The sequence below is a fragment of the Neoroseomonas lacus genome (assembly GCF_014644535.1).
In the GTDB taxonomy this organism is placed as follows: domain Bacteria; phylum Pseudomonadota; class Alphaproteobacteria; order Acetobacterales; family Acetobacteraceae; genus Neoroseomonas; species Neoroseomonas lacus.
On sequence record NZ_BMKW01000006.1, the window covers coordinates 295,802 to 314,609 of the forward strand.

The 18,808-nt window shown below is 68.4% G+C and carries 19 protein-coding genes; 10 read left to right on the forward strand and 9 right to left on the reverse strand.

Going from position 1 to position 18,808, the window contains the following annotated elements; genetic code table 11:
- From IEY36_RS13865 to IEY36_RS13890, 6 genes are all read right to left on the reverse strand, one after another.
- Entirely contained in the window at positions 1-864 is an 864-nt protein-coding gene (locus IEY36_RS13865; protein ID WP_188967665.1) for an isocitrate lyase/PEP mutase family protein, read from the reverse strand.
- 94 nt (positions 865-958) lie between these two features.
- Positions 959-2,545, reverse strand: coding sequence for an ABC transporter ATP-binding protein (locus IEY36_RS13870; RefSeq protein WP_188967666.1), 1,587 nt, complete (start codon positions 2,543-2,545; stop codon positions 959-961).
- Positions 2,542-3,375: an ABC transporter permease gene (locus IEY36_RS13875; RefSeq protein WP_188967667.1), complete on the reverse strand. Its 834-nt coding sequence runs from the start codon at positions 3,373-3,375 to the stop codon at positions 2,542-2,544. The genes IEY36_RS13870 and IEY36_RS13875 overlap by 4 nt, the downstream gene beginning before the upstream one ends.
- Positions 3,375-4,352 carry an ABC transporter permease gene (locus tag IEY36_RS13880; RefSeq protein ID WP_188967668.1) on the reverse strand — a complete coding sequence of 326 codons (978 nt, stop codon included), beginning with the start codon at positions 4,350-4,352 and terminating at the stop codon, positions 3,375-3,377. Before IEY36_RS13880 ends, IEY36_RS13875 begins: the two co-directional genes overlap by 1 nt.
- Positions 4,349-5,941 carry an ABC transporter substrate-binding protein gene (locus IEY36_RS13885; RefSeq protein ID WP_188967669.1) on the reverse strand — a complete coding sequence of 531 codons (1,593 nt, stop codon included), beginning with the start codon at positions 5,939-5,941 and terminating at the stop codon, positions 4,349-4,351. Before IEY36_RS13885 ends, IEY36_RS13880 begins: the two co-directional genes overlap by 4 nt.
- A 24-nt stretch (positions 5,942-5,965) precedes the next feature.
- On the reverse strand, positions 5,966-6,754 hold the full coding sequence (locus IEY36_RS13890; protein WP_188967670.1) for a VOC family protein: 789 nt from the start codon (positions 6,752-6,754) through the stop codon (positions 5,966-5,968).
- Between the two features lie 201 nt (positions 6,755-6,955).
- Here IEY36_RS13890 and IEY36_RS13895 point away from each other — a divergent pair, with 201 nt between their 5' ends.
- Together IEY36_RS13895 and IEY36_RS13900 are read left to right on the forward strand one after the other, a co-directional pair.
- On the forward strand, positions 6,956-8,512 hold the full coding sequence (locus IEY36_RS13895) for a D-aminopeptidase (protein WP_188967671.1): 1,557 nt from the start codon (positions 6,956-6,958) through the stop codon (positions 8,510-8,512).
- Between the two features lie 9 nt (positions 8,513-8,521).
- Positions 8,522-9,103, forward strand: coding sequence for an NAD(P)H-dependent oxidoreductase (locus IEY36_RS13900; protein ID WP_188967672.1), 582 nt, complete (start codon positions 8,522-8,524; stop codon positions 9,101-9,103).
- 5 nt (positions 9,104-9,108) lie between these two features.
- On the opposite strand, the gene IEY36_RS13905 is transcribed toward IEY36_RS13900, so the two are convergent.
- The 3 genes from IEY36_RS13905 to IEY36_RS13915 are packed head-to-tail and all read right to left on the reverse strand — an operon-like array spanning position 9,109 to position 11,689.
- On the reverse strand, positions 9,109-9,912 hold the full coding sequence (locus IEY36_RS13905) for an ABC transporter permease (RefSeq protein WP_188967673.1): 804 nt from the start codon (positions 9,910-9,912) through the stop codon (positions 9,109-9,111).
- Positions 9,909-10,673, reverse strand: coding sequence for an ABC transporter ATP-binding protein (locus IEY36_RS13910; protein WP_229681309.1), 765 nt, complete (start codon positions 10,671-10,673; stop codon positions 9,909-9,911). The genes IEY36_RS13905 and IEY36_RS13910 overlap by 4 nt, the downstream gene beginning before the upstream one ends.
- Complete coding sequence (locus IEY36_RS13915) at positions 10,670-11,689, reverse strand: ABC transporter substrate-binding protein (RefSeq protein WP_188967674.1); 1,020 nt, start codon at positions 11,687-11,689, stop codon at positions 10,670-10,672. Before IEY36_RS13915 ends, IEY36_RS13910 begins: the two co-directional genes overlap by 4 nt.
- 193 nt (positions 11,690-11,882) lie before the next feature.
- Between IEY36_RS13915 and IEY36_RS13920 the strand changes: the two genes are divergently transcribed.
- From IEY36_RS13920 to IEY36_RS13955, 8 genes are read left to right on the forward strand one after another with little or no spacing between them, the layout of a single operon-like run.
- Positions 11,883-12,848 (forward strand): Bug family tripartite tricarboxylate transporter substrate binding protein, encoded by a 966-nt coding sequence (locus IEY36_RS13920; RefSeq protein WP_229681310.1) that lies wholly within the window; start codon positions 11,883-11,885, stop codon positions 12,846-12,848.
- A 3-nt stretch (positions 12,849-12,851) separates the two neighbouring features.
- Positions 12,852-13,769 carry an SMP-30/gluconolactonase/LRE family protein gene (locus tag IEY36_RS13925; RefSeq protein WP_188967676.1) on the forward strand — a complete coding sequence of 306 codons (918 nt, stop codon included), beginning with the start codon at positions 12,852-12,854 and terminating at the stop codon, positions 13,767-13,769.
- A 42-nt stretch (positions 13,770-13,811) separates the two neighbouring features.
- Positions 13,812-14,594 carry an ABC transporter ATP-binding protein gene (locus IEY36_RS13930; RefSeq protein WP_188967677.1) on the forward strand — a complete coding sequence of 261 codons (783 nt, stop codon included), beginning with the start codon at positions 13,812-13,814 and terminating at the stop codon, positions 14,592-14,594.
- Complete coding sequence (locus IEY36_RS13935; RefSeq protein WP_188967678.1) at positions 14,591-15,349, forward strand: ABC transporter ATP-binding protein; 759 nt, start codon at positions 14,591-14,593, stop codon at positions 15,347-15,349. Before IEY36_RS13930 ends, IEY36_RS13935 begins: the two co-directional genes overlap by 4 nt.
- Positions 15,346-16,533, forward strand: a complete 1,188-nt coding sequence (locus tag IEY36_RS13940; protein WP_188967679.1) for an ABC transporter substrate-binding protein — start codon at positions 15,346-15,348, stop codon at positions 16,531-16,533. The genes IEY36_RS13935 and IEY36_RS13940 overlap by 4 nt, the downstream gene beginning before the upstream one ends.
- Positions 16,533-17,399: a branched-chain amino acid ABC transporter permease gene (locus IEY36_RS13945; RefSeq protein ID WP_188967680.1), complete on the forward strand. Its 867-nt coding sequence runs from the start codon at positions 16,533-16,535 to the stop codon at positions 17,397-17,399. Before IEY36_RS13940 ends, IEY36_RS13945 begins: the two co-directional genes overlap by 1 nt.
- A complete protein-coding gene (locus IEY36_RS13950) occupies positions 17,399-18,295 on the forward strand; it encodes a branched-chain amino acid ABC transporter permease (protein ID WP_188967681.1) in 897 nt (298 codons plus the stop codon). Before IEY36_RS13945 ends, IEY36_RS13950 begins: the two co-directional genes overlap by 1 nt.
- A complete protein-coding gene (locus tag IEY36_RS13955; protein ID WP_188967682.1) occupies positions 18,292-18,795 on the forward strand; it encodes a GAF domain-containing protein in 504 nt (167 codons plus the stop codon). The genes IEY36_RS13950 and IEY36_RS13955 overlap by 4 nt, the downstream gene beginning before the upstream one ends.
- Positions 18,796-18,808: the final 13 nt, after the last annotated feature.

The following is an 18,808-nucleotide window of genomic DNA, read 5'->3' on the forward strand; positions in this document are numbered from 1 at the left end:
CTAGCCGCCGATGATGAACTTCTTCGCCGCCGCGTCGTAGTCGGCATAACCGAGTGTCGCGCGCAGTTCGGCGGGCGGCAGGGCCATCGGCGATTCCGCTTCGCCGGCGGCCAGCGCAGCCAGGCCGGCCTTGATCCCGGCCGTGGCCGGCGAGAGCATCCCGGTCGGATAGGTGCCGATCTTGAAGCCGAGTTCGATCGCCTTGCCGCGGTCCGGGGTGGCGCGCGGGGCGCCAGGCGACAGCACGGCGAAGGAGGGCTTGCCGGCGGCGGCCTTCACCGCGCGGCGGATTTCCTCATCGTCATGCGGGCTGTCGAGGAACAGGATGTCCGCCCCTTCCTCGACATACATCTCGATGCGCGCGACGGCCTCGTCGATGCCCTGGGTCGGGCGGCAATCCGTGCGGGCGAGCACGAGGATGCCCGATTCCTTCGCCGCTTCGACGGCGGCGCGGATCTTCATGCGCGCTTCCTCACGCGGCAGGCATGGCTTGCCGGCGGCGGTCAGGGCGCGCGGGGTGATCTTGTCCTCGATCAGCACCGCCGCCGCGCCGGCACGGCCATAGGCGCGCACCGTGCGCTGCACATTCATCGCATTGCCGTAGCCATGGTCGCCATCGGCCAGCACCAGCAGATCGGGCGCGGCGCCATGCACCATCTGGAAGCTGTCGAACATCTCGGCGAAGGAGATGAGATCGAGATCCGGGCCGCCCAGCCGGCTCGCCGCGACGCAGGAGCCCGACAGGAAGGCGGTCTGGAACCCGGCCGCCGCCGTCAACTTGGCGGTAAGTCCGTCCCAGACGGCGGGCATGGTGACGAAGTCAGGCTTGGCGAGCAGGGCGCGCAGGCGGTCCGGTGCGGTCATGGAGGCTTCCTCGGGGTGATGCCCCGGCCTTCGTGCCGGTGGCGTGCATCAACGACTGAAGCACGCCACGCGGAAGCTGCGAACCCGGCCGCGGTCAGGCGCTGAACAACGCCCGGCCGGGGATCGCTTCGATCAGGCTGCGCGTGTAGTCGCTGCGTGGCGCGGCGAAGACGGATTGGATCGGCCCGGCTTCCTCGACCACGCCGTTGCGCATCACCGCGACCACGTCGCAAAGCTGCGCGGCGACGCGCAGGTCATGCGTGATGAACAGGATCGACAGGCCCAGCCGATCCTGCAGGTCGCGCAGCAGGGCCAGCACCTGCGCTTGTACGCTGACATCGAGCGCGCTGACCGGCTCGTCCGCCACCAGAACTTCCGGCTTCATCGCCAGCGCGCGGGCGATGCCGATGCGCTGCCGTTGTCCGCCGGAGAACTCATGCGGGAAGCGATCCACCGCCTCGGCGTCGAGCCCGACCATGGTGAACAGCCGGCGTGCCTCGGCCATGGCGGCGGCGGCCGGCACGCCGATGGCGATCGGCCCCTGCGCCACCTGGGCGCCGACGCGGCGACGGGGATTGAGCGAGGCGTAGGGGTCCTGAAACACCATCTGCACGAGTTGTGCGGCGTCGCGTCGGTTCGTCGGCAGCGGCGCGCCGCCGATCACCACCTGGCCGCCATCGGTGCCCAGCAACCCGACGACGCAACGCGCCAGGGTGGATTTGCCCGACCCGCTCTCCCCCACCACGGCGAGGGTCGAGCCGCGCTGCAACGTCATTGACACGCCATCCAGCGCGCGCACCGGCTTGCGGCGACGGAACAGGCCGCGGCTGGCATAGGTCTTGGTCAGGCCGCGCACCTCCAGCACCGTATCGGGCGACAGCTCGCGCGGTTCCGGGGCACGTAGTCCCGGCACGGCGGCCAGCAGCGCGCGGGTGTAGTCATGCTGCGGGTTGGTCAGCACCTCGCGCGCCGTCCCTTCCTCGACCACATGGCCGAGGCGCATCACCGCGACGCGGTCGGCGATCTCGGCCACCACGCCGAAATCATGGGTGATGAACAGCACCGCCGTACCATGGCGCTTCTGCAGATCCTTGATGAGCGCTAGCACCTGCGCCTGGGTGGTGACATCGAGCGCGGTGGTCGGCTCGTCGCAGATCAACACCTCGGGTTCCAGCGCCAGCGCCATAGCGATCATCACGCGCTGCCGCTGCCCGCCGGAGAGTTCATGCGGGAAGGCACGCAGCGCGCCCTCAGGGTCCGGCAGGTTGACTTCGCGCAGCGCGGCCAATGCGCGGCTGCGCGATTCGGCGGCGTCGAGGCCGAGATGGACGCGCCACATCTCGCCGATCTGCGCGCCCACATTCATCAGCGGGTTCAACGCCGTCATCGGTTCCTGGAACACCATGGCGATGCGCCGTCCGCGCACGCCGCGCCAGGCCTCGGGGGAGAGGGCGCACAAATCCTCGCCAGACAGCGCCATGCCGCCACCGGCGATGGCCAGGCCCGGCGCCAGCAGGCCCATCACCGCCGAGGCAGTGACGGATTTGCCCGACCCGCTCTCGCCGACCACGCACAGGATCTCGCCCGATGCGACTGACAACGAGACGTTCTCGATGGCGTTCGACCGATCCGCGCCGCGCGGCAGTCGGACGGTCAGCCGGTCAACCAGCAGACGTGTCATCGGCCACCCGCCAGGCGCGGGTTCAGCGCGTCGTTCAGCCCTTGGCCAACCAGCGAGACGCCAAGAATCGTCAGCAGGATGGCGAAGCCCGGAATGGCGGAGACGTACCATTCCGTTCGCAGCACGCTGCGTCCCAGCCCGATCAGATTGCCCCAGGAGGGCACGTTGGGGTCGGACAACTGCAGGAAGGCGAGGGCGCTTTCGAGCAGGATCGCCACCGCCATTACCACCGAGGCATAGACGATGACCGGCGGCAGCGCATTGGGCAGCACCTCGCGCAGGATCAGGTGCACATCGCCCAGGCCCTGGATGCGGCAGGCCTGCACGAATTCGCGTGTGCGCAGCGAGAGGAATTCAGCCCGCGTCAGCCTTGCCACCGGCGGCCAGGAGACGACGCCGATGGCGATGGTGACCGTCTGCAATGTGCTGCCGAACACCGCGACCAGCACCAGCAGCAGCAGGAAATTCGGCACGGTCTGGAAAGCCTCGGTCAGGCGCATCAGCGCGGTGTCGATCGCGCCGCCATAGAAGCCCGCCACCGCGCCAATGGCGATGCCGATCACCACGGCGATGGAGGTGGCGACGAAGCCGATCAGCAGCGAGATGCGTGCGCCATGGAACAGCTGCGCCGCGATGTCGCGCCCCGACGGGTCGGTGCCGAGCGGGAATCGCGGATTGGCGCCCGGCCATTGCAGCGGCCGGCCAGCCAGGCCGAGCGGATCATTCGGGTAGAACCAGGAGGCACCGAGCCCCATCACCAGCAGCGCGAGCAGGATCGCCGAACCAATCAGCGCCGCCGGGCTGCGCGCATAAGCCTTGAGTACGCGCATCAGGACCCCGACACGATGCGCGGGTCAAGCCGCGCGTAGAGGATATCAACCAGGAAGTTGATCGTGATCACCAGCAGCGCCGAAACGAAGACGATTCCGAGCAGCGTGTTGAGGTCCCGCTGCACCACGCTCTCATAGGCGAGCCGACCGAGGCCGGGCAACGCGAAGACGCTCTCGACCACCACCGAGCCACCCAGCATGGTCCCCGCCTGCAACCCGATCAGCGTCACCATCGGCAGCATGGCGTTGCGCAGGACGTGCTTTGTCACCACCCGCGTCTCGGACAGACCCTTGGCGCGCGCGGTGCGCACGAAGTCGAGGCTCAGTACCTCCAGCATCGAGGCCCGCATGATGCGCAGGTAGATCGCCAGGAAGATCAGCCCGAGCGTGAAGGTCGGCAGCACTAGGTGCTGCGCGATGTCGAGCACCGCTGCGATGCCTGTGTAGGACTGCGTGATGTCACCGAAGCCGCCCGCCGGCAGCCATTGCAGATAGACGCTGAACAGCACGATGGCCATCAGGCCGAACCAGAAGGACGGCGTGGCGTAGAAGATGAGGCCGAGCGTCGAGATCAGCGTGTCCGGCCATTTGTTCACCCGCCGCGCGGCGATGACGCCGAGCACCAGTCCGAAGAAGAAGGCGAAGGACAGCGATGCCGCCATCAGAAGGATGGTCGGCGGCAGGCGTTCGAGGATCACGGTCGCGACGGGCTTGCCGTAGATGGCCGAGAAGCCGAGGTCGAGCGTCGCCAGCCGCATCAGGTAGTTCCACAACTGCGCCGCGATGCCGACATCGAGCCCGTAGAAGCGGCGCAGATCCTCGGCCAGCGCCGCATCGCCGCCACCCATCTGCGCCATCAGCGCATCGACCGTGTCACCGGGCGCCAACTGCAACAGCAGGAACATCCCGGCGAGAATCAGCAGCAGCGTCGGCAGCGAGGCCGCCAGCCGCCACAGTGCGAGGCGAAGGACCCTCAAGACGCCAGCCAGGTGTCATGCCAGGAGGAGGACGCCCAGCGTGGATTGTTGCCGGCATTGCGGATGCGTCGATTGAACACCGAGACGAAGATCTGCTCGATCGGCATCCACAGCGGCAATTCGGTCTGCGCGCGCTGCACAAAGTCGGCATAGAGTGCCTTGCGCTTCACCGGATCGACCTCGGTCGCCGCATTGTCGATGATCGTGTCGATGGTGGGGTCGGTCCAGCCCCACTGGTTGGTCCAGGGAGCGCCGCGTGGGCTGCCCGAACGGTACCACACCGTCGTGCTGACCGCCGGGTCCGAGCGGTACTGGTGCCAGCCCGTCGCCAGGTCGAAATTCCAGTCATTGTAGACGGTGCGCAGGAAGCCCGCGGCGTCCAGGCGCACGATTTCGACGCGGATGCCCACCTGTTGCAGCGACTGCTGGATGAAGGTGCTCCACAGCGCGATGTCCTCGCCCCAGGGGGCGGGGTTGAGGCGCAGATTGAAGCGCACGCCGCCGGCGCCACGCCGGTGGCCGGCCTCGTCCAGCAGCCGGTTAGCCGCCGCGACGTCATAGCCATACTGCGGCATCGGCGACGTCGGGTAGTAGTCGGTCGAGACGGACGGGATCGGCCCCGTGCCAGGCTTCGCGAAGGGCCCGAGGAAGTTCTCGATGAAGAATGGCACGTTCAGCGAATGTGCGATCGCCTTGCGCACGCGGACATCCGCCAGGATCGGATTGCGGAAGTTGAATTCGAGCGTGTTGGTGCGGACATTGCCCTCATTGCCGCGCGTCGTCGCTTCGAAGCGTGGGTCGCGGCCGAGCCGCTGCATGTCCGCGATCGACAATGCGGAGTACGGGCTGAACAGCAACTGCCCGGACTCCATCTGCGCCGCCGCCGCCGCGCGGTCGCCGACCACGCGCCAGATGATGCGGTCGAGATACGGCATGTTCTCGCGCCAGTAATTCGGATTGCGCTCGGCGATGATGTGCTGCCCGCGCTCGTACTGGACGAACTTGAAGGGTCCCGTGCCGATCGGCGCGTTGTTCGCCGGGTTCTGCCGGATGTCACCCGTCTCGAAGATATGCTTGGGCGAGACATAGCCGAGATCCGGCAACCCGCGCAGCAACAGCCCTTGCGGCATCGGGCGTTCGTATTTGAAGATCGCGGTATGCGGATCGGGCGTCTGCACCTCCGTGAGGAACTGCTGCATCGTCGTCCCGTAGTTCAGGATCTTCTTCCACATCTCCATGGCGGAGAAGGCGACGTCCGCCGAGGTGAAGGGCTTGCCGTCATGCCAGGTCACGCCCCGGCGCAGGCGGAACACATGGGTCAGCCCGTCCGGCGCGCTCTCCCAGGATTCCGCCAGCACGCCGACCGGATTGCCCTGGGCGTCCAGATCGACCAACGCCTCCTGCATCTTGCCGCCGACGATATACACGCCGGTGGAGGCCTGCAGCGAGGGGTTGAGAATGCGCTGCTCGGTGGAGAAATGCACCGTCAGCACGCCGCCACGGCGCGGTGTTTCCTGCGCGGCGAGGCTGGTTGGGATCATCGCGGCGGCGCCCAGCAGCAGCATCTCGCGGCGGTTCGGTCCGGTCATGGTCTTTTTCTCCTGTCGCGGGGATCAGGCGGTCTGGAAAACAACGGCAACGCCGGTGGCGAGGCCGGGGGGGCGCGGCGTGCGCGTGGCAAGCACCATGCCGGCGCCGCCTTCTTGGGGCAACGCGTCCTCGGCGCAATGGGCGAGGCGGGCGATGACCGCGCGTGGCGCGAAGGCGATGTCGGCGCGATTCGGCCCGGTTGCAACGAGATGGAAGTCGCCATCCTGGCGGACCGTGCTGTCGATGGCGCCGGCGAGCTTCGCCGCCGCGCCGGCCGGGTCCTGCGTCGCGGCCAGCGCGCGCAAGATCCGCGTCACGCCATTCGCGTGGGTCTGCAGCGATGGCACCCAGACCGCCTCGCGTGTGTGGTGCTGGCAGGCGAAGATGCCGAGTCCGGCGGGGTAGAGCGATGCCGGGAAACGGAACACGCTGAAGCGCGCTTCCGTGCTGCTGCCGTCAGGCATGGGCACCGGCCTGCCGAAATGCAGCGGCCCCACGGAATCGACACCGCGCGCGCGCAGCGCATCGGCGCCGGCGGCGGCATCGGTGGTGGTGAAGGCGGCGCGTTCCAAGCCTTCGCGCTTCGCCAGGAAGTCGCGCAGGGCCTGGTTATGCGGCTGCGGCGTAAGCACCGCGAGCAGTTCGAGGTAATCCTCGCCGAACATCATGGTGTAGTTGCCGCTGCCGACATGGGCGCTGTGCAGGCCGCGCGGCGACAGGGTGAAGCCGAGCGCGCGCCACGAATCGGCGGCCGCATCGAGGTCCCGGACGGCGACAACAAGATGATCAAGCCCAACGATGGTCGGGATCATGCGTAACACTCCAGTGAGGTGCGGACCTTGGCATCGCCTGTGGTGCGCCGCAACATCGGTGATCCCTTTTTTCCTGCGGAAGTCCCGTCCTTAGTCTGCCACTCCAAACGGCGCCTGTGCCGCGAAATTCATCTCCGTTCCAACGGCGGCGCGCCACGACCGGGAATTGCGAAGCGCCGGCGATGACGCGACACTGCGCGCATGACCGACACGCCGCTTGAACGTATCGCGCGCGCACTGCCGCGCCAGTATCCCGGCCCGGGTGGCGCGGCCGCCGTGCTGCGCGATGGCGAGGTGATTCTCCGCCATGCCTGGGGCTTCGCCAATGCCGAACGCCGCATCGCCTTCACGCCGCGCAGCCTGTTCCGCATGTGCTCCATCACCAAGCAATTCGCCTGCGCCACGCTGCTCGACCGGCTGCCGGACCCGACCGTGCTGGACACCGATCTGCAGGGGCATCTGCCACTGCTGGAGGGCGTGGCGCCGGGCACGCTGCATCTGGCGCACAACCAGTCCGGGCTGCGCGATTATTGGGCCGTCGCGATGCTGCACGGGTCGCCGGTGGAGGCACCCTTCGGCGCGGAGGAATCGGCGCGCGTCATCGGCGGAACGCGCACGCTGCAGTTCGCGCCGGGCACGCGCTATTCCTATGTGAACCAGAATTTCCGTCTGCTGAGCGAGATGCTGGAGGCGCGCACCGGCCACAGCTTCGCCGACCTGCTGCGCACCGGCATCTTCGACCAGGCGGGCATGGAAACCGCGCTGCTCGCCGCCGATACGCGCGCCATGCCCGATGGCACGGAAGGATATGAGGGCACGCAGGCGACCGGCTTCCGCCCGGCGGTAAACCGCATCCACTGGACCGGCGATGCGGGGCTCGGCGCCTCGCTCGACGACATGATCGCGTGGGAGAAGCATATCGACGCGACGCGCGACGACGCCGCCTCGCTGTACCGGCGGCTCTCGGCGCCGGTCACCTTCGCCGATGGCGCGCCGGCCTCCTACGGCTATGGCCTGGCGCGCGGCACGGAATTCGGCCGCGCCGCCACCGGCCATGGCGGCGCCCTGCGCGGCTGGCGCAGCAATCGCGTGCACCTCGCCGCCGAGCGCCTCTCCGTCGTGGTGATGTTCAACCATTTGTCGGACGCGCATGCGGCGATGCTGGACCTGCTCGCCGCCGCACTCGGCGAGGACCGTGCGACGCCGGCCGCCGATCTGCCGGCGCCTGACTGGTGCGGCGCCTATCTCGACCCCGAGACTGGCCTCTCGGCGCGGATCGAGGCGGCATCGCCCGGCCGGATCCGCCTGCGCTTCGGCCATAGCGCGGAGATGCTGGACCTGCGCGACGATGGCTCGGCGGAGAATACCCAGACGCGGCTGCATCAGACCCCGCAGGGTCTGCGCATGGAACGCGCGAAGGAGAACCAGGCGACGCTGCTGCGCCCCGCCGATGGCCCGCCGCGTCTCGATGCCGCTGGACGCTATCGATGCGCGGAACTGGGGGCGGAACTCAGCATCGTCGATGCCAGTGGCGCGCTCTATGGTGGCTTCTCCGGCTTCCTCGGCCGTGGCCGGATGGAGTTGCTGGACCCGATCGGCACTGACCTCTGGGCGCTGCCTTGCCCGCGCGCGCTGGATCACACGCCGCCGGGCGACTGGACGATTGCTGTCCATCGCGACGACGCCGGACGCGCGACAGGCGTCACGCTGGGCTGCTGGCTGGCGCGTGACTTGCGCTACGATCGCGTCGGGTGCTGAACCCCGACGATGCGCGTGCTGGTGGTCCACGCCCATCCGCGGGCTGACAGCTTCTCCGCCGCGCTACGCGACACGGTGCGAACCGCGCTGGAAGCTGCCGGTCATGCGGTGGAATTGCGCGACCTTTACGCCGAGGGCTTCAACGCCGCGCTGACGGCCGAGGAGCGCGCCGTCTATCATACCGAGGGCGCCAATGAGGCCGGCATCGAGGACCACGTCGCCGCGCTGCGCCGGACCGAGGCGCTGGTCCTCGTCTATCCCACCTGGTGGTACGGCTTGCCGGCGATTCTCAAGGGCTGGTTCGACCGCGTCTGGTCGCCGGGCATCGCCTTCCACATCGGCGAGGGCGCGATCGAGCCGCTGCTGACGAACATCACCCGCATCGCCGTGGTGACGACCTATGGCTCGCCGCTCTGGCTGCTTTGGTATATCGGCTGGCCGGACCACAAGCTCATTGGTCGTGGCATACGTCGCCTTTGCGCCAAGGAGTGCCGGCTCGACTGGGTCTATCTACACGGGATGGACCGGCGGCAGCGGCCCGCGCTCGAGGCCTTCCTGCACCGGGTTCACACGCATTTCAGCGGTTGGTGACGGGCTTACCGCCGGTCGTCGCGGCCCATCGCGCTGTCATGCCAGTGGCGCAGCAGCAGATGCGACAGCAGCGTCAGCGCCAGGAAGATGACGATGCCCATTCCCGACACCAGCACCAGCGCAGCGAACATGCGCGGGATCTGCAACTGGTAGCCCGCCTCGAGGATGCGGGACGCCAGGCCCGACGCATTGCCGCCGGTCCCAGCGACGAATTCCGCGACGATCGCGCCGATCAGCGCGAGCCCGCCGGAAATGCGCAGCCCCGCGAGGAAATAGGGCAGGGCGGAAGGCAGCAGAAGGCGCCACAGCGTCTGCCAGCGACTGGCGCGATACAGCTTGAACAGGTCGATCAGATTGTGGTCGGCGGATCGCAACCCGACCGTGGTGTTCGACAGGATCGGGAAGAAGGCGACGATCCAGGCGCAGATCAGCAGCGAGATGGTGACGTCGTTCACCCAGATGATGATCAGCGGCGCGATGGCGACGATCGGTGTCACTTGCAGGATCACGGCGAAGGGAAACAGCGACAATTCCAGGACGCGCGATTGCGCGAACAGGATGGCGAGCAGCAGCCCCAGCCCCGCCGCGACCGCCAGCGCCATGGCGGTGATCTTCAGCGTCACCAGCAGCGAGACCGACAGCGTACCCCAATCCTGCACCAAGGTCTGCGCGACGAGCAGCGGGCCAGGCAGGATATAGGGCGGGATGTCGTTGAGCCGCACCACGGCCTCCCAGCCGCCTAGGAACAGCAGGGCGATGACGCTCGGCGCCAGGATGCGCAGCCAGAGACCTTGCGGCGCGTTCTTCATGCCGCCGCGCCCATCGCGGCGGACAAGGCGTGGGAGACGGTGCGGCACTGCGCCGCATACTCGGCCGAGGTGCGGAATTCCTCGCCGCGTCGCGCCGGCGCCGTGACCTCCAACGACTGCGCTATGCGCCCGGGGCGCGGGGCCATGACGACGATTCGTTCGGCGAGAAAGACGCTCTCGAATACCGAATGGGTGACGAAGACGACGGTGAAGCGTTCATCCTGCCACAGCTTCAGCAGGTCGTTGTTCAGGCGAAAGCGGGTGATCTCGTCCAGCGCGGCGAAGGGCTCGTCCAGCAACAGCAGGCGCGGACGCGTCACCAGCGCGCGGGCGATCGACACGCGCATCTTCATCCCGCCGGACAAGGCGCGCGGATAGGCGTGCTCGAAGCCGCCGAGTTCGACACGCGCCAGCCATTCGGCGGCACGATCCTCGGCCTCGGCGCGCTTCATGCCGGCGAGTTCCAGCGGCAGGGTGACGTTGCGCAGCACCGTTGCCCAGGGCATCAGCGTCGGTTCCTGGAAGACGAAGCCGACATCGCCGCGCCCTTCGCCGGCCGCCCAGTCGATGGCGCCGGCCGAGGGCGCCGCAAGCCCCGCCATAATGCGCAGCAATGTGGACTTGCCGCAGCCGGACGGTCCGAGCAGCGCCAGGAAATCGCCCTGCCGGACGGCGAGGTCGATCCCGTCCAGCGCCAATGTCCCGGTCGCATAGCGCTTGGCGACGCCGCGCAGCGAGACGAGCGGCGCGCCGAGATTCACGTGAGGCCCACGCGCTTGTTGACGAATTGCAGCGAGTAGCCGCGCTTGACGTCGAGCCCCGCCGGCACCGCGCCGGCATCGCGCATGATGGTGTAGAAACTCTGCCACCGCGCATCGGTCATGGCGCCGATGCCGAGCGTCTCCGCATCGCCGGAGAAGACGATGCCGCGTTCGTTCATCACCCGCACGGCATAGGCGATGCGCTCAGCCGTCATTTCCGGATTGTCGCGCATGATCATGCGGTTCGCCGCCTCGACATTCTCGCCGCGCATGTATTGCGCCCAGCCTTCGATGGTCGCGTCGACGAAGCGCTGTACGATGTCGGGCTTCTGCTCGACCAGGCGGCGGGAGATGTCGATGGTGGTCTGGTAGTTCGGGAAGCCCGCATCGGCGATCAGATGCACCCGCGGATGCGCACCGGCCAGCATGGCGGAGTAGGGCTCGGAGGTCAGGAAGCCCTGCTGGATGGCGCCCTTGTCGGCGAGAAAGGGCTGCAGGTTGAAGGTGTAGGGGCGGATCTGGTCGTCGCTGAAGCCGAATTTCGCGCGCAGGAAGGGCCAATAGGTGATGCGCCCGCCGGCGCCGATCAGCAGCGGCCGCCCGCGCATCTGTTCGAAGCCGTTGATGCCGGCTTCCTCATGGCTCATCAGGATCTGCGGATCCTTCTGCATGATCGCGGCGATGGTCAGGAAGGGCAGATTCTCCCGCACATAGCTCAGTGCCTGGAAGCCGTTCGACATCACCATGTCGACGCGTCCGGCGAGCAGCAGCTGCGCGAGGTTCTGCTGCGGCCCGCCCATGCGCAGGTCGCACTCGATGCCATGGCGGCGATAGATGCCGGCGGCGACCGCCTGATAGTAGCCACCCTGTTCCGCCTGGGCGAGCCAGTTGGTCTGGAAGGAGACGCGGTCAAGCGTCTGGGCAACGGGCACTCGCGCGCCGGCCACGGCGGTGAGCAGGAAGGCCGCGCCGCCCGCCAGCGTGCCGCGACGTTCGATCCGGTATCTGCTGCGCATGGTTCGCTCCTGTCGCGGTCGGTGGGTGCGGTGCCGGTCACGCGAGGCATGTTGCGCCGAACCGACATGCGGCAAGCCATGCATGGGACGATAGCGGCCGGCCACGGTAGCCAGCGGTGCCACCGCCCGGCAAGCCTACTGGACCCGCGGCGCCAGCTGGCGCAGGCTCGAAGAAAATCACGAGGGTATGTCCATGTCCTTCCATCGCCGGGCGCTGCTGGGCACTGCCCTTCTGTCGGCCGCTGGCCCCGTCTTGGCGCAGGGCTTTCCGACCCAGCCCCTGCGCCTCATTCCGCCCTATCCGCCCGGTGGCGGCACCGACACGGTGGCCCGCCTGTTGCTGCCGCATCTGATCGCGCAGCTCGGCCAGAATGTCGTCATCGAGAATCGCGGCGGCGCCGGCGGGTCGATCGGCGCCGCCGAGGTCGCGCGCGCACCGAAGGACGGCCACACCATGCTGCTCGACAGCATGGGCCATGTGGTGAACCCGACGCTGATGCCCGGCCTGCCTTTTGATTATGCCACGGCCTTCGCACCGATCACGCAGCTTACCTGGCAGCCGCAGATGCTGGTGGTGCCGGCGAACTCGCCCTATCGCACGACGGCGGACCTTGTCACGGCGGCCAAGGCGCGGCCGGGCACCGTGTCCTATGCTAGTTCCGGCAATGGCACCGGCGCGCATCTGGCGATGGTGGAATTCTCGCGCCTCGCCGGCATCGAGGTGACGCACATCCCCTATCGCGGCGGCGGGCCGGCGATGACTGACCTGGTGGCGGGCAACGTCAATTGCGCCTTCGCCTCGGCCGCGGCGGCGACGGCCCATGTGCAGGGCGGGCGGCTGCGTGCCCTGGGTGCTGCCGGGCTGCGCCGCATCGGCGCGCTGCCCGATGTGACGACGCTGGACGAACAGGGTTATCGCGGCTTCGACTTCGACGAATGGAACGGGTTGTGGACCGTCGCCGGGTCGCCGGCCGCGGCGGTGACACGCCTGCATGCCGCCGCGCTGTTCGCCCTCAACCAGCCCGATGTGCGCCAGCGGCTGGACCAGATCGGCATCGTCCCTGTCGGGAGCAGCCCCGACGACTTTGCCGCCTTCGTCGTCGCGCAGCGTGACCGCGCCGCGCGGCTGATCCGCCTCGCCAACATCACCCTGGGTTGAACCATGTACGCCGCACCGCCTTCCGTCACCGCCGAGATCCACACCGAAGTCCCGGAGGCGTTGCGCATCCGCGACCGTGGCAGCGACTGGCTGTATGGCCGGCCGGGACCGACGCCGCATTCCTTCCTCGAAGGCCCGTCCTTCGACCGGGCCGGCAATCTGTGGCTCACCGACATCGTCTTCGGCCGCATCTTCAAGGTGAGCCCGGCGGGCGAGTGGACCGTCGTCGCGGCGTATGACGGCGAGCCCAACGGCCTCGCCTTCCATCGCGACGGCTGGGCGGCGATCACCGATGCGAAACGCGGGCTGCTGCGGCTCGACCCCACGACCGGCGCCGTCACGCCGCTGGTCCCCCGTGCGCGGCGCGAGGGCTTCCGTGGCGTCAATGACTGCACCTTCGCGATGAATGGCGACCTGTTCTTCACCGACCAGGGCCAGACCGGCCTGCACGACCCTGCCGGGCGCGCCTATCGCCTGCGCGCCGGCGCCGACCAGGCCGATGCGCTGGTCGCCAACGTGCCGAGCCCGAATGGGCTGGTGCTGACGCCGGATGGCCACACCCTCTACGTCGCCGCGACGCGCGACAACGCCATCTGGCGCGTGCCCATCACCCCCGATGGCGGGGTGATCCGCGTCGGGCGCTTTATCGCCATGTCGGGCGGCCTGGCGGGACCGGATGGCATGGCGCTCGACAGCCAGGGCAACCTCGTGGTCGCCCATGCGGGCATGGGCACGGTCTGGATCTTCTCCCGTCTGGGCGAGCCGCTGTTGCGCATCCGTTCCCCGCGCGGCCTCGGCACCACCAACGTCTGTTTCGGCGGCCCGGACAACCGCGACATCTTCATAACCGAGAGCGAGTCGGGTTCCGTCCTACGGACACGGTGGGAGCATCCGGGCCAGCCGCTCTTCGCCCACGCCTGAAGCCTCTTGCCAGCGGGCGCGGAACAGGGCGTTCTGCGCGTCATGGTGGCTTCACAAAGCAGCGATGCGCTGTTGGCGGTGGACGGGCTGCGCCTGTCCTTTGGCGGGTTGGCGGCGCTGGATGGCGTTGCCTTCGGCGTCGTGCCCGGCCGCATCACCGCCCTGATCGGCCCGAATGGCGCCGGCAAGACCACGCTGTTCAACGCGGTCTCTGGCCTTGTGCGCCCGCAGGGCGGCAGCGTTCGGCTGCGCGGTGAGGAGATCCTTGGCCTGAAGCCGGAACAGATCACCGCGCGGGGTATGGTTCGGTCCTTCCAGATCGCCCGTGGCTTCCCGAAACTGTCGGTGTTCGAACATCTGATGCTCTACGGCCAGGACCAGCCCGGCGAGAGCTGGACCGCCGCGTTGCTTGGCACAGCGGCGGCGCGCCGGCGCGAAGCGGCGCTGGCCGAACAGGCGTTGGCGACGGCGCGCCGTCTGCGCCTGACGCACGTCATCGACAATCAGGTGACTGCCTTGTCAGGCGGGCAGAAGAAGCTGCTCGAGATCGGCCGCACGCTGATGGCCGAACCGGCGCTGATGCTGCTCGACGAACCCGCCGCCGGGGTGAACCCCACGCTAGCGGAGGAAATCGGCGACCTGCTGCGCGCCATCGTCGCCGAGGGACGGACGATACTCCTGGTTGAACACGACATGGCGTTGATCGAGCGCATCTCCGACCATGTCGTGGTCATGGCCTCCGGTCGTACCCTCGCCGAGGGTTCCTTCGCGCAGATCCGCGAGGATGCGGCGGTCCAAGACGCCTATCTCGGAGGCGCGGCATGACTGCGCTGACCGTGCAGGAACTGACCGGCGGCTATGCAGCGGCCGACCATGTCGTGAAGGGCGTGTCCTTCACCGTGGCGTCGGGCGAGCTGGTCTGCGTCATCGGCCCGAATGGCGCCGGCAAATCCACCGTGCTGAAATTGCTGACCGGGCTGCTGCGCCCGCGCGCGGGCCAGGTCGCGCTCGATGGGCGCGACATCACCGGCCAGTCGCCGCGCGTGGTGATCGAGGCTGGCATGGTTCTCGTGCCGCAGGAACGTAACGTCTTCGGCACGCTCTCGGTCGAGGAGAACCTGGCCATGGGCTGCTTCCTCGATCCGGGGCGTGCCAAGGCGCGCATGACGGCGGTGATGGACCGCTTCCCGCTGCTCGCCGAACGGCGCCGGCAGGCGGCGCGCACCATGTCGGGTGGGCAGCGGCAGATCCTCGCCATGGGCCAGGCGCTGATGAGCGAGCCGCGCGTGCTGCTGCTCGACGAACCCACCGCCGGCCTGTCGCCCAAGGCGGCGACGGATTTGTTCGCCCTGGTGCGCGCGACGGCCGAGACCGGCGTCGCCGTGCTGATGGTCGAACAGAACGCGCTGCAGGCGATGCAGATCTCCGACCGCGCGCTGGTGCTGGTCGACGGCCGCAACGCGCATGAAGGCCCAGCGCCGGCGCTGGCGCGCGACCCCGCGATACGACGCCTGTTCCTCGGCGGTCGCGGGGAGGGCAGGATGGACGCGACAGGGACCAACAGGGAGACTAGCCCATGACCATCATGACCCGCCGCACGGCGCTGATCGCTAGCGCTTCGCTTCTCGCCATGCCGTCGCTGGCGCGTGCGCAGGGCGCGCCGATCCATCTCGGCACGCTGACGCCGCTGACTGGCGCCGGCGGCCCCTATGGCCCGGTGATGGCCAATTGCGTGAAGTCGGTGATCACCGAGGTGAACGGTGTGGGCGGCGTGCTCGGCCGCCAGGTCCAGCTCACCAGCGAGGATGACCAGACCAACCCCGAAGCCGGGCTGCGCGCCGCGCGCAAGCTGATCGACATCGACCGCGTCGCCGCCATCATGGGCACCTGGGCGTCCTCGGTGACGACCGCCGTCGCGCCGCTGTGCTGGGAGAACAAGACCTTCCTGACCACCGTCTCCGGCGCCGATTCCATCACCGCCCTGCCGCACAATGGATGGCTGATCCGCACCCAGCCGAACACCACGCTGCAGGGGCGCAAGTTCGGCGAATATGCGGTCGAGCTTGGCGGCAAGAAGATGTTCTTCATGGCGCCGCAGACGCCTTTCACCCAGTCGCAGCTCGCCAACATGAAGCCGCCGATCGAAGCCGCCGGCGGCAGCATCGAGCTGCTGATCTACGACGCCGCCAAGCCCTCCCTGCGCACCGAGGTCGATCAGGCAATGCGGGCGCGGCCCGACATCATCATCCTCGGCGGCTACACGCCGGACACAACGGTGCTGCTGCGCGACATCTTCCGCGCCGGCTATCGCGGCAAGCTGCTGGCCTATGCCTATTCGGTGAACCAGCAGATGATCGGCTCGCTGCCGCATGACGTGACCGAGGGCATCTACACCCTGGCACCTTCACCGGCGCAGGGTTCGGGCGGCTTCGACCGCGTCAAGCGCATCGTCGGCAACGACAACCCCGACCCCTACACCTGCCAGATCTACGATCAGGTCAATCTGGTGCTGATGGCGATGGCCGTCGGCAATGACGCGACCGGGCAGGGCATCCACGACAATATCCGCCGCGTCAGCCAGGGTGGCGGTGACAAGGTGGACAATGTGATGGACGGCCTGCGCGCCATCGCCGCCGGCAAGAAGGTCGACTACGACGGCGCCTCGGGCCCTTGCGACTTCACCGATGCCGGCGACATCACCGACTGCAAGTTCCGCTACGATCAGGTGCGTGGCGGGCAGCAGACGCTGATCCGCATCGCCTGATGATTGAGGCGCTTCTCCAGGCGCTGATCAACGGCGTGATCGCCGGCACCATTCTCGCGGTGCCGGCGCTAGGCTTCACGGCGATCTTCGCGGTGCTGAACTATCCGAACTTCGCGATCGGCGCGCTGGCGACGGTGGGGGCCTATGCCGGCTGGGTCGGCAATACCGTGTTCGGCCTGCCGATGCTCGGCGCGCTGCCGCTCGCCTTCGGAGTGGCGGGCCTCGCCGGGCTCGCGGTGCAATCACTGGCGGTGAAGCCGCTCGAGGCTTCCGGGGCGTTGATGATGGCGATCGCCTCGCTGGCCGCGGGGCTCGTGCTCGAAAACATCCTGCGCTTCGGCTTCGGCAATGACCTACGCGGCTTCGAATTGCCCCTGCTGCGCGACTGGCGCATCGGCGAATTCCGCATCGGGCCCCAACAGTTGGAGAATTTTGGCCTCGCCCTCGCCTGCATGGCGCTGCTCTGGGCCTTCCTGCGCTTCAGCCGCACCGGGCGGGCGATGCGCGCGGTGGCGGACAATCGCGACCTTGCCCTGCTGCGCGGCGTCGATCCCGTGCGCGTCGCGCTGGTGACGGTGATCGTCGGCGCCGGGCTGGCGGGCATGGGCGGCATGCTGGTCGGGCTCGACACCTCGGTTGATCCACTGACCGGCACGCGACTGGTATTGTCGATCTTCGCCGCTGCCGTGCTGGGCGGGCTGGGCTCCATTCCGGGCGCGGTGGCCGGCGCCATCGCTATCGGCATGGCCGAGGAATTGTCCGTCATCGTCTTCAACCCCGCCTATCGGCTGGTGGTCGGCTTTGTCGTCATCCTCATCGTGCTGACGTTGCGGCCAGCCGGCCTCTTTGGCACGCGGGCATCCTGATGGTCTCCTACCTCATCTTCCTGCTGGTGGTCGGAGGCATCTATGCCTTGCTGGCGCAGAGCCTCTGCCTCGCCTGGGGCGTCACCGGGCTGGTAAATCTGGGCCTTGCCGGCTTCTTCGCGATCGGCGCCTATGCCTCGGCGACGCTGACGAAATGGGGTGGCGTGCCGGTGCCGCTCGGGCTGGTCGCCGCGCTGGTGGCCGGGGCGGTGGCGGGCTTCGTCGTCTGTGTCTCGACACTGCGGCTGCGCGACGACTACCTCGCCATCGTCACCCTCGGCTTCGCCGAAGCCGTGCGCGTCATCGCGTCGAACGAGATCTGGCTGACCGGCGGCACCGATGGCATTTCCGGCATTCCGGCCGGCATGCCGCGCGACTGGGGGCAGCGGTTCCACATCATCTCGCTGGTGATCGTCACCATCTTGCTCGGGCTGGTGTGGCTGGCGCTGCGGCGGCTGGTGGCGTCACCCTGGGGCCGGGCGCTGCGCGCGGTGCGCGAAGATCAGATCGTCGCCGCCGTCGCCGGCAAGCGCGTGACGCGGCTGAAGGCGGAGGCCTTCGCCATCGCCTGCGCCATCGCGGCGTTGGCCGGCGCGCTGTATGGCCACTACACCTCCTACATCGCGCCCGAGATCTTCCAGCCGCTGATCACCATTTACGTCTTCCTCGCCGTCACCGCGGGCGGCAACGGCCGCCCGACCGGCGCGGCGATCGGCGCCTATATCCTGATCGCGTTCCTCGAGGCCACGCGCTTTGCCGCCGAGATCGTCCCGGGCGTTTCCGCCGTCCAGGCGGCGGCCCTGCGTGAGGCCTCGGTCGGCATCGCGTTGATCCTGCTGCTGCGCTTCCGCCAGCGCGGCCTGTTCCCCGAACTGAACCAGAAGGCACCCGCATGACCGTGGACCTGCCCCCATCGCTCATCACCCTGGCGCGCAGCGCGGCGGCCGATGCCGACCCCATCGCCGTCTTCCGCGCCGCCGAGGCCGCGTCCAAGGCGCTGCTCGGCCATCGCCTGTTCACCACGCTGTTCGTCGTGCCTGGTGGCGCGGAGGTGGAGCGCGTCTATTCCTCCGACCCCGCCGCCTATCCGCTGACCGGGCGCAAGCGCATGGGTCCGACGCCGTGGGGCGAGCATGTGCTGACGCAGGGCCGCACCTGGCTCGGCAACGGTATGGACGACATCCGTTGGGCCTTCCCCGACCATGCGCTGATCGAAAGCCTCGGCTGCGCCACCTGCATCAACATCCCGGTGCGGGAGGGTGGCGTCGTCGTCGGCACGTTGAACATCCTCGATGCCCTGGACGCCTATACGGCGCAGCATGTCGCCATCGCCGAGGTGATCGGCGGGTTCCTGCCGGGCGCGCTTCGTCGCGCCGCAGACCTTGCCTCAGCCTGAGTTTCCGGAGACC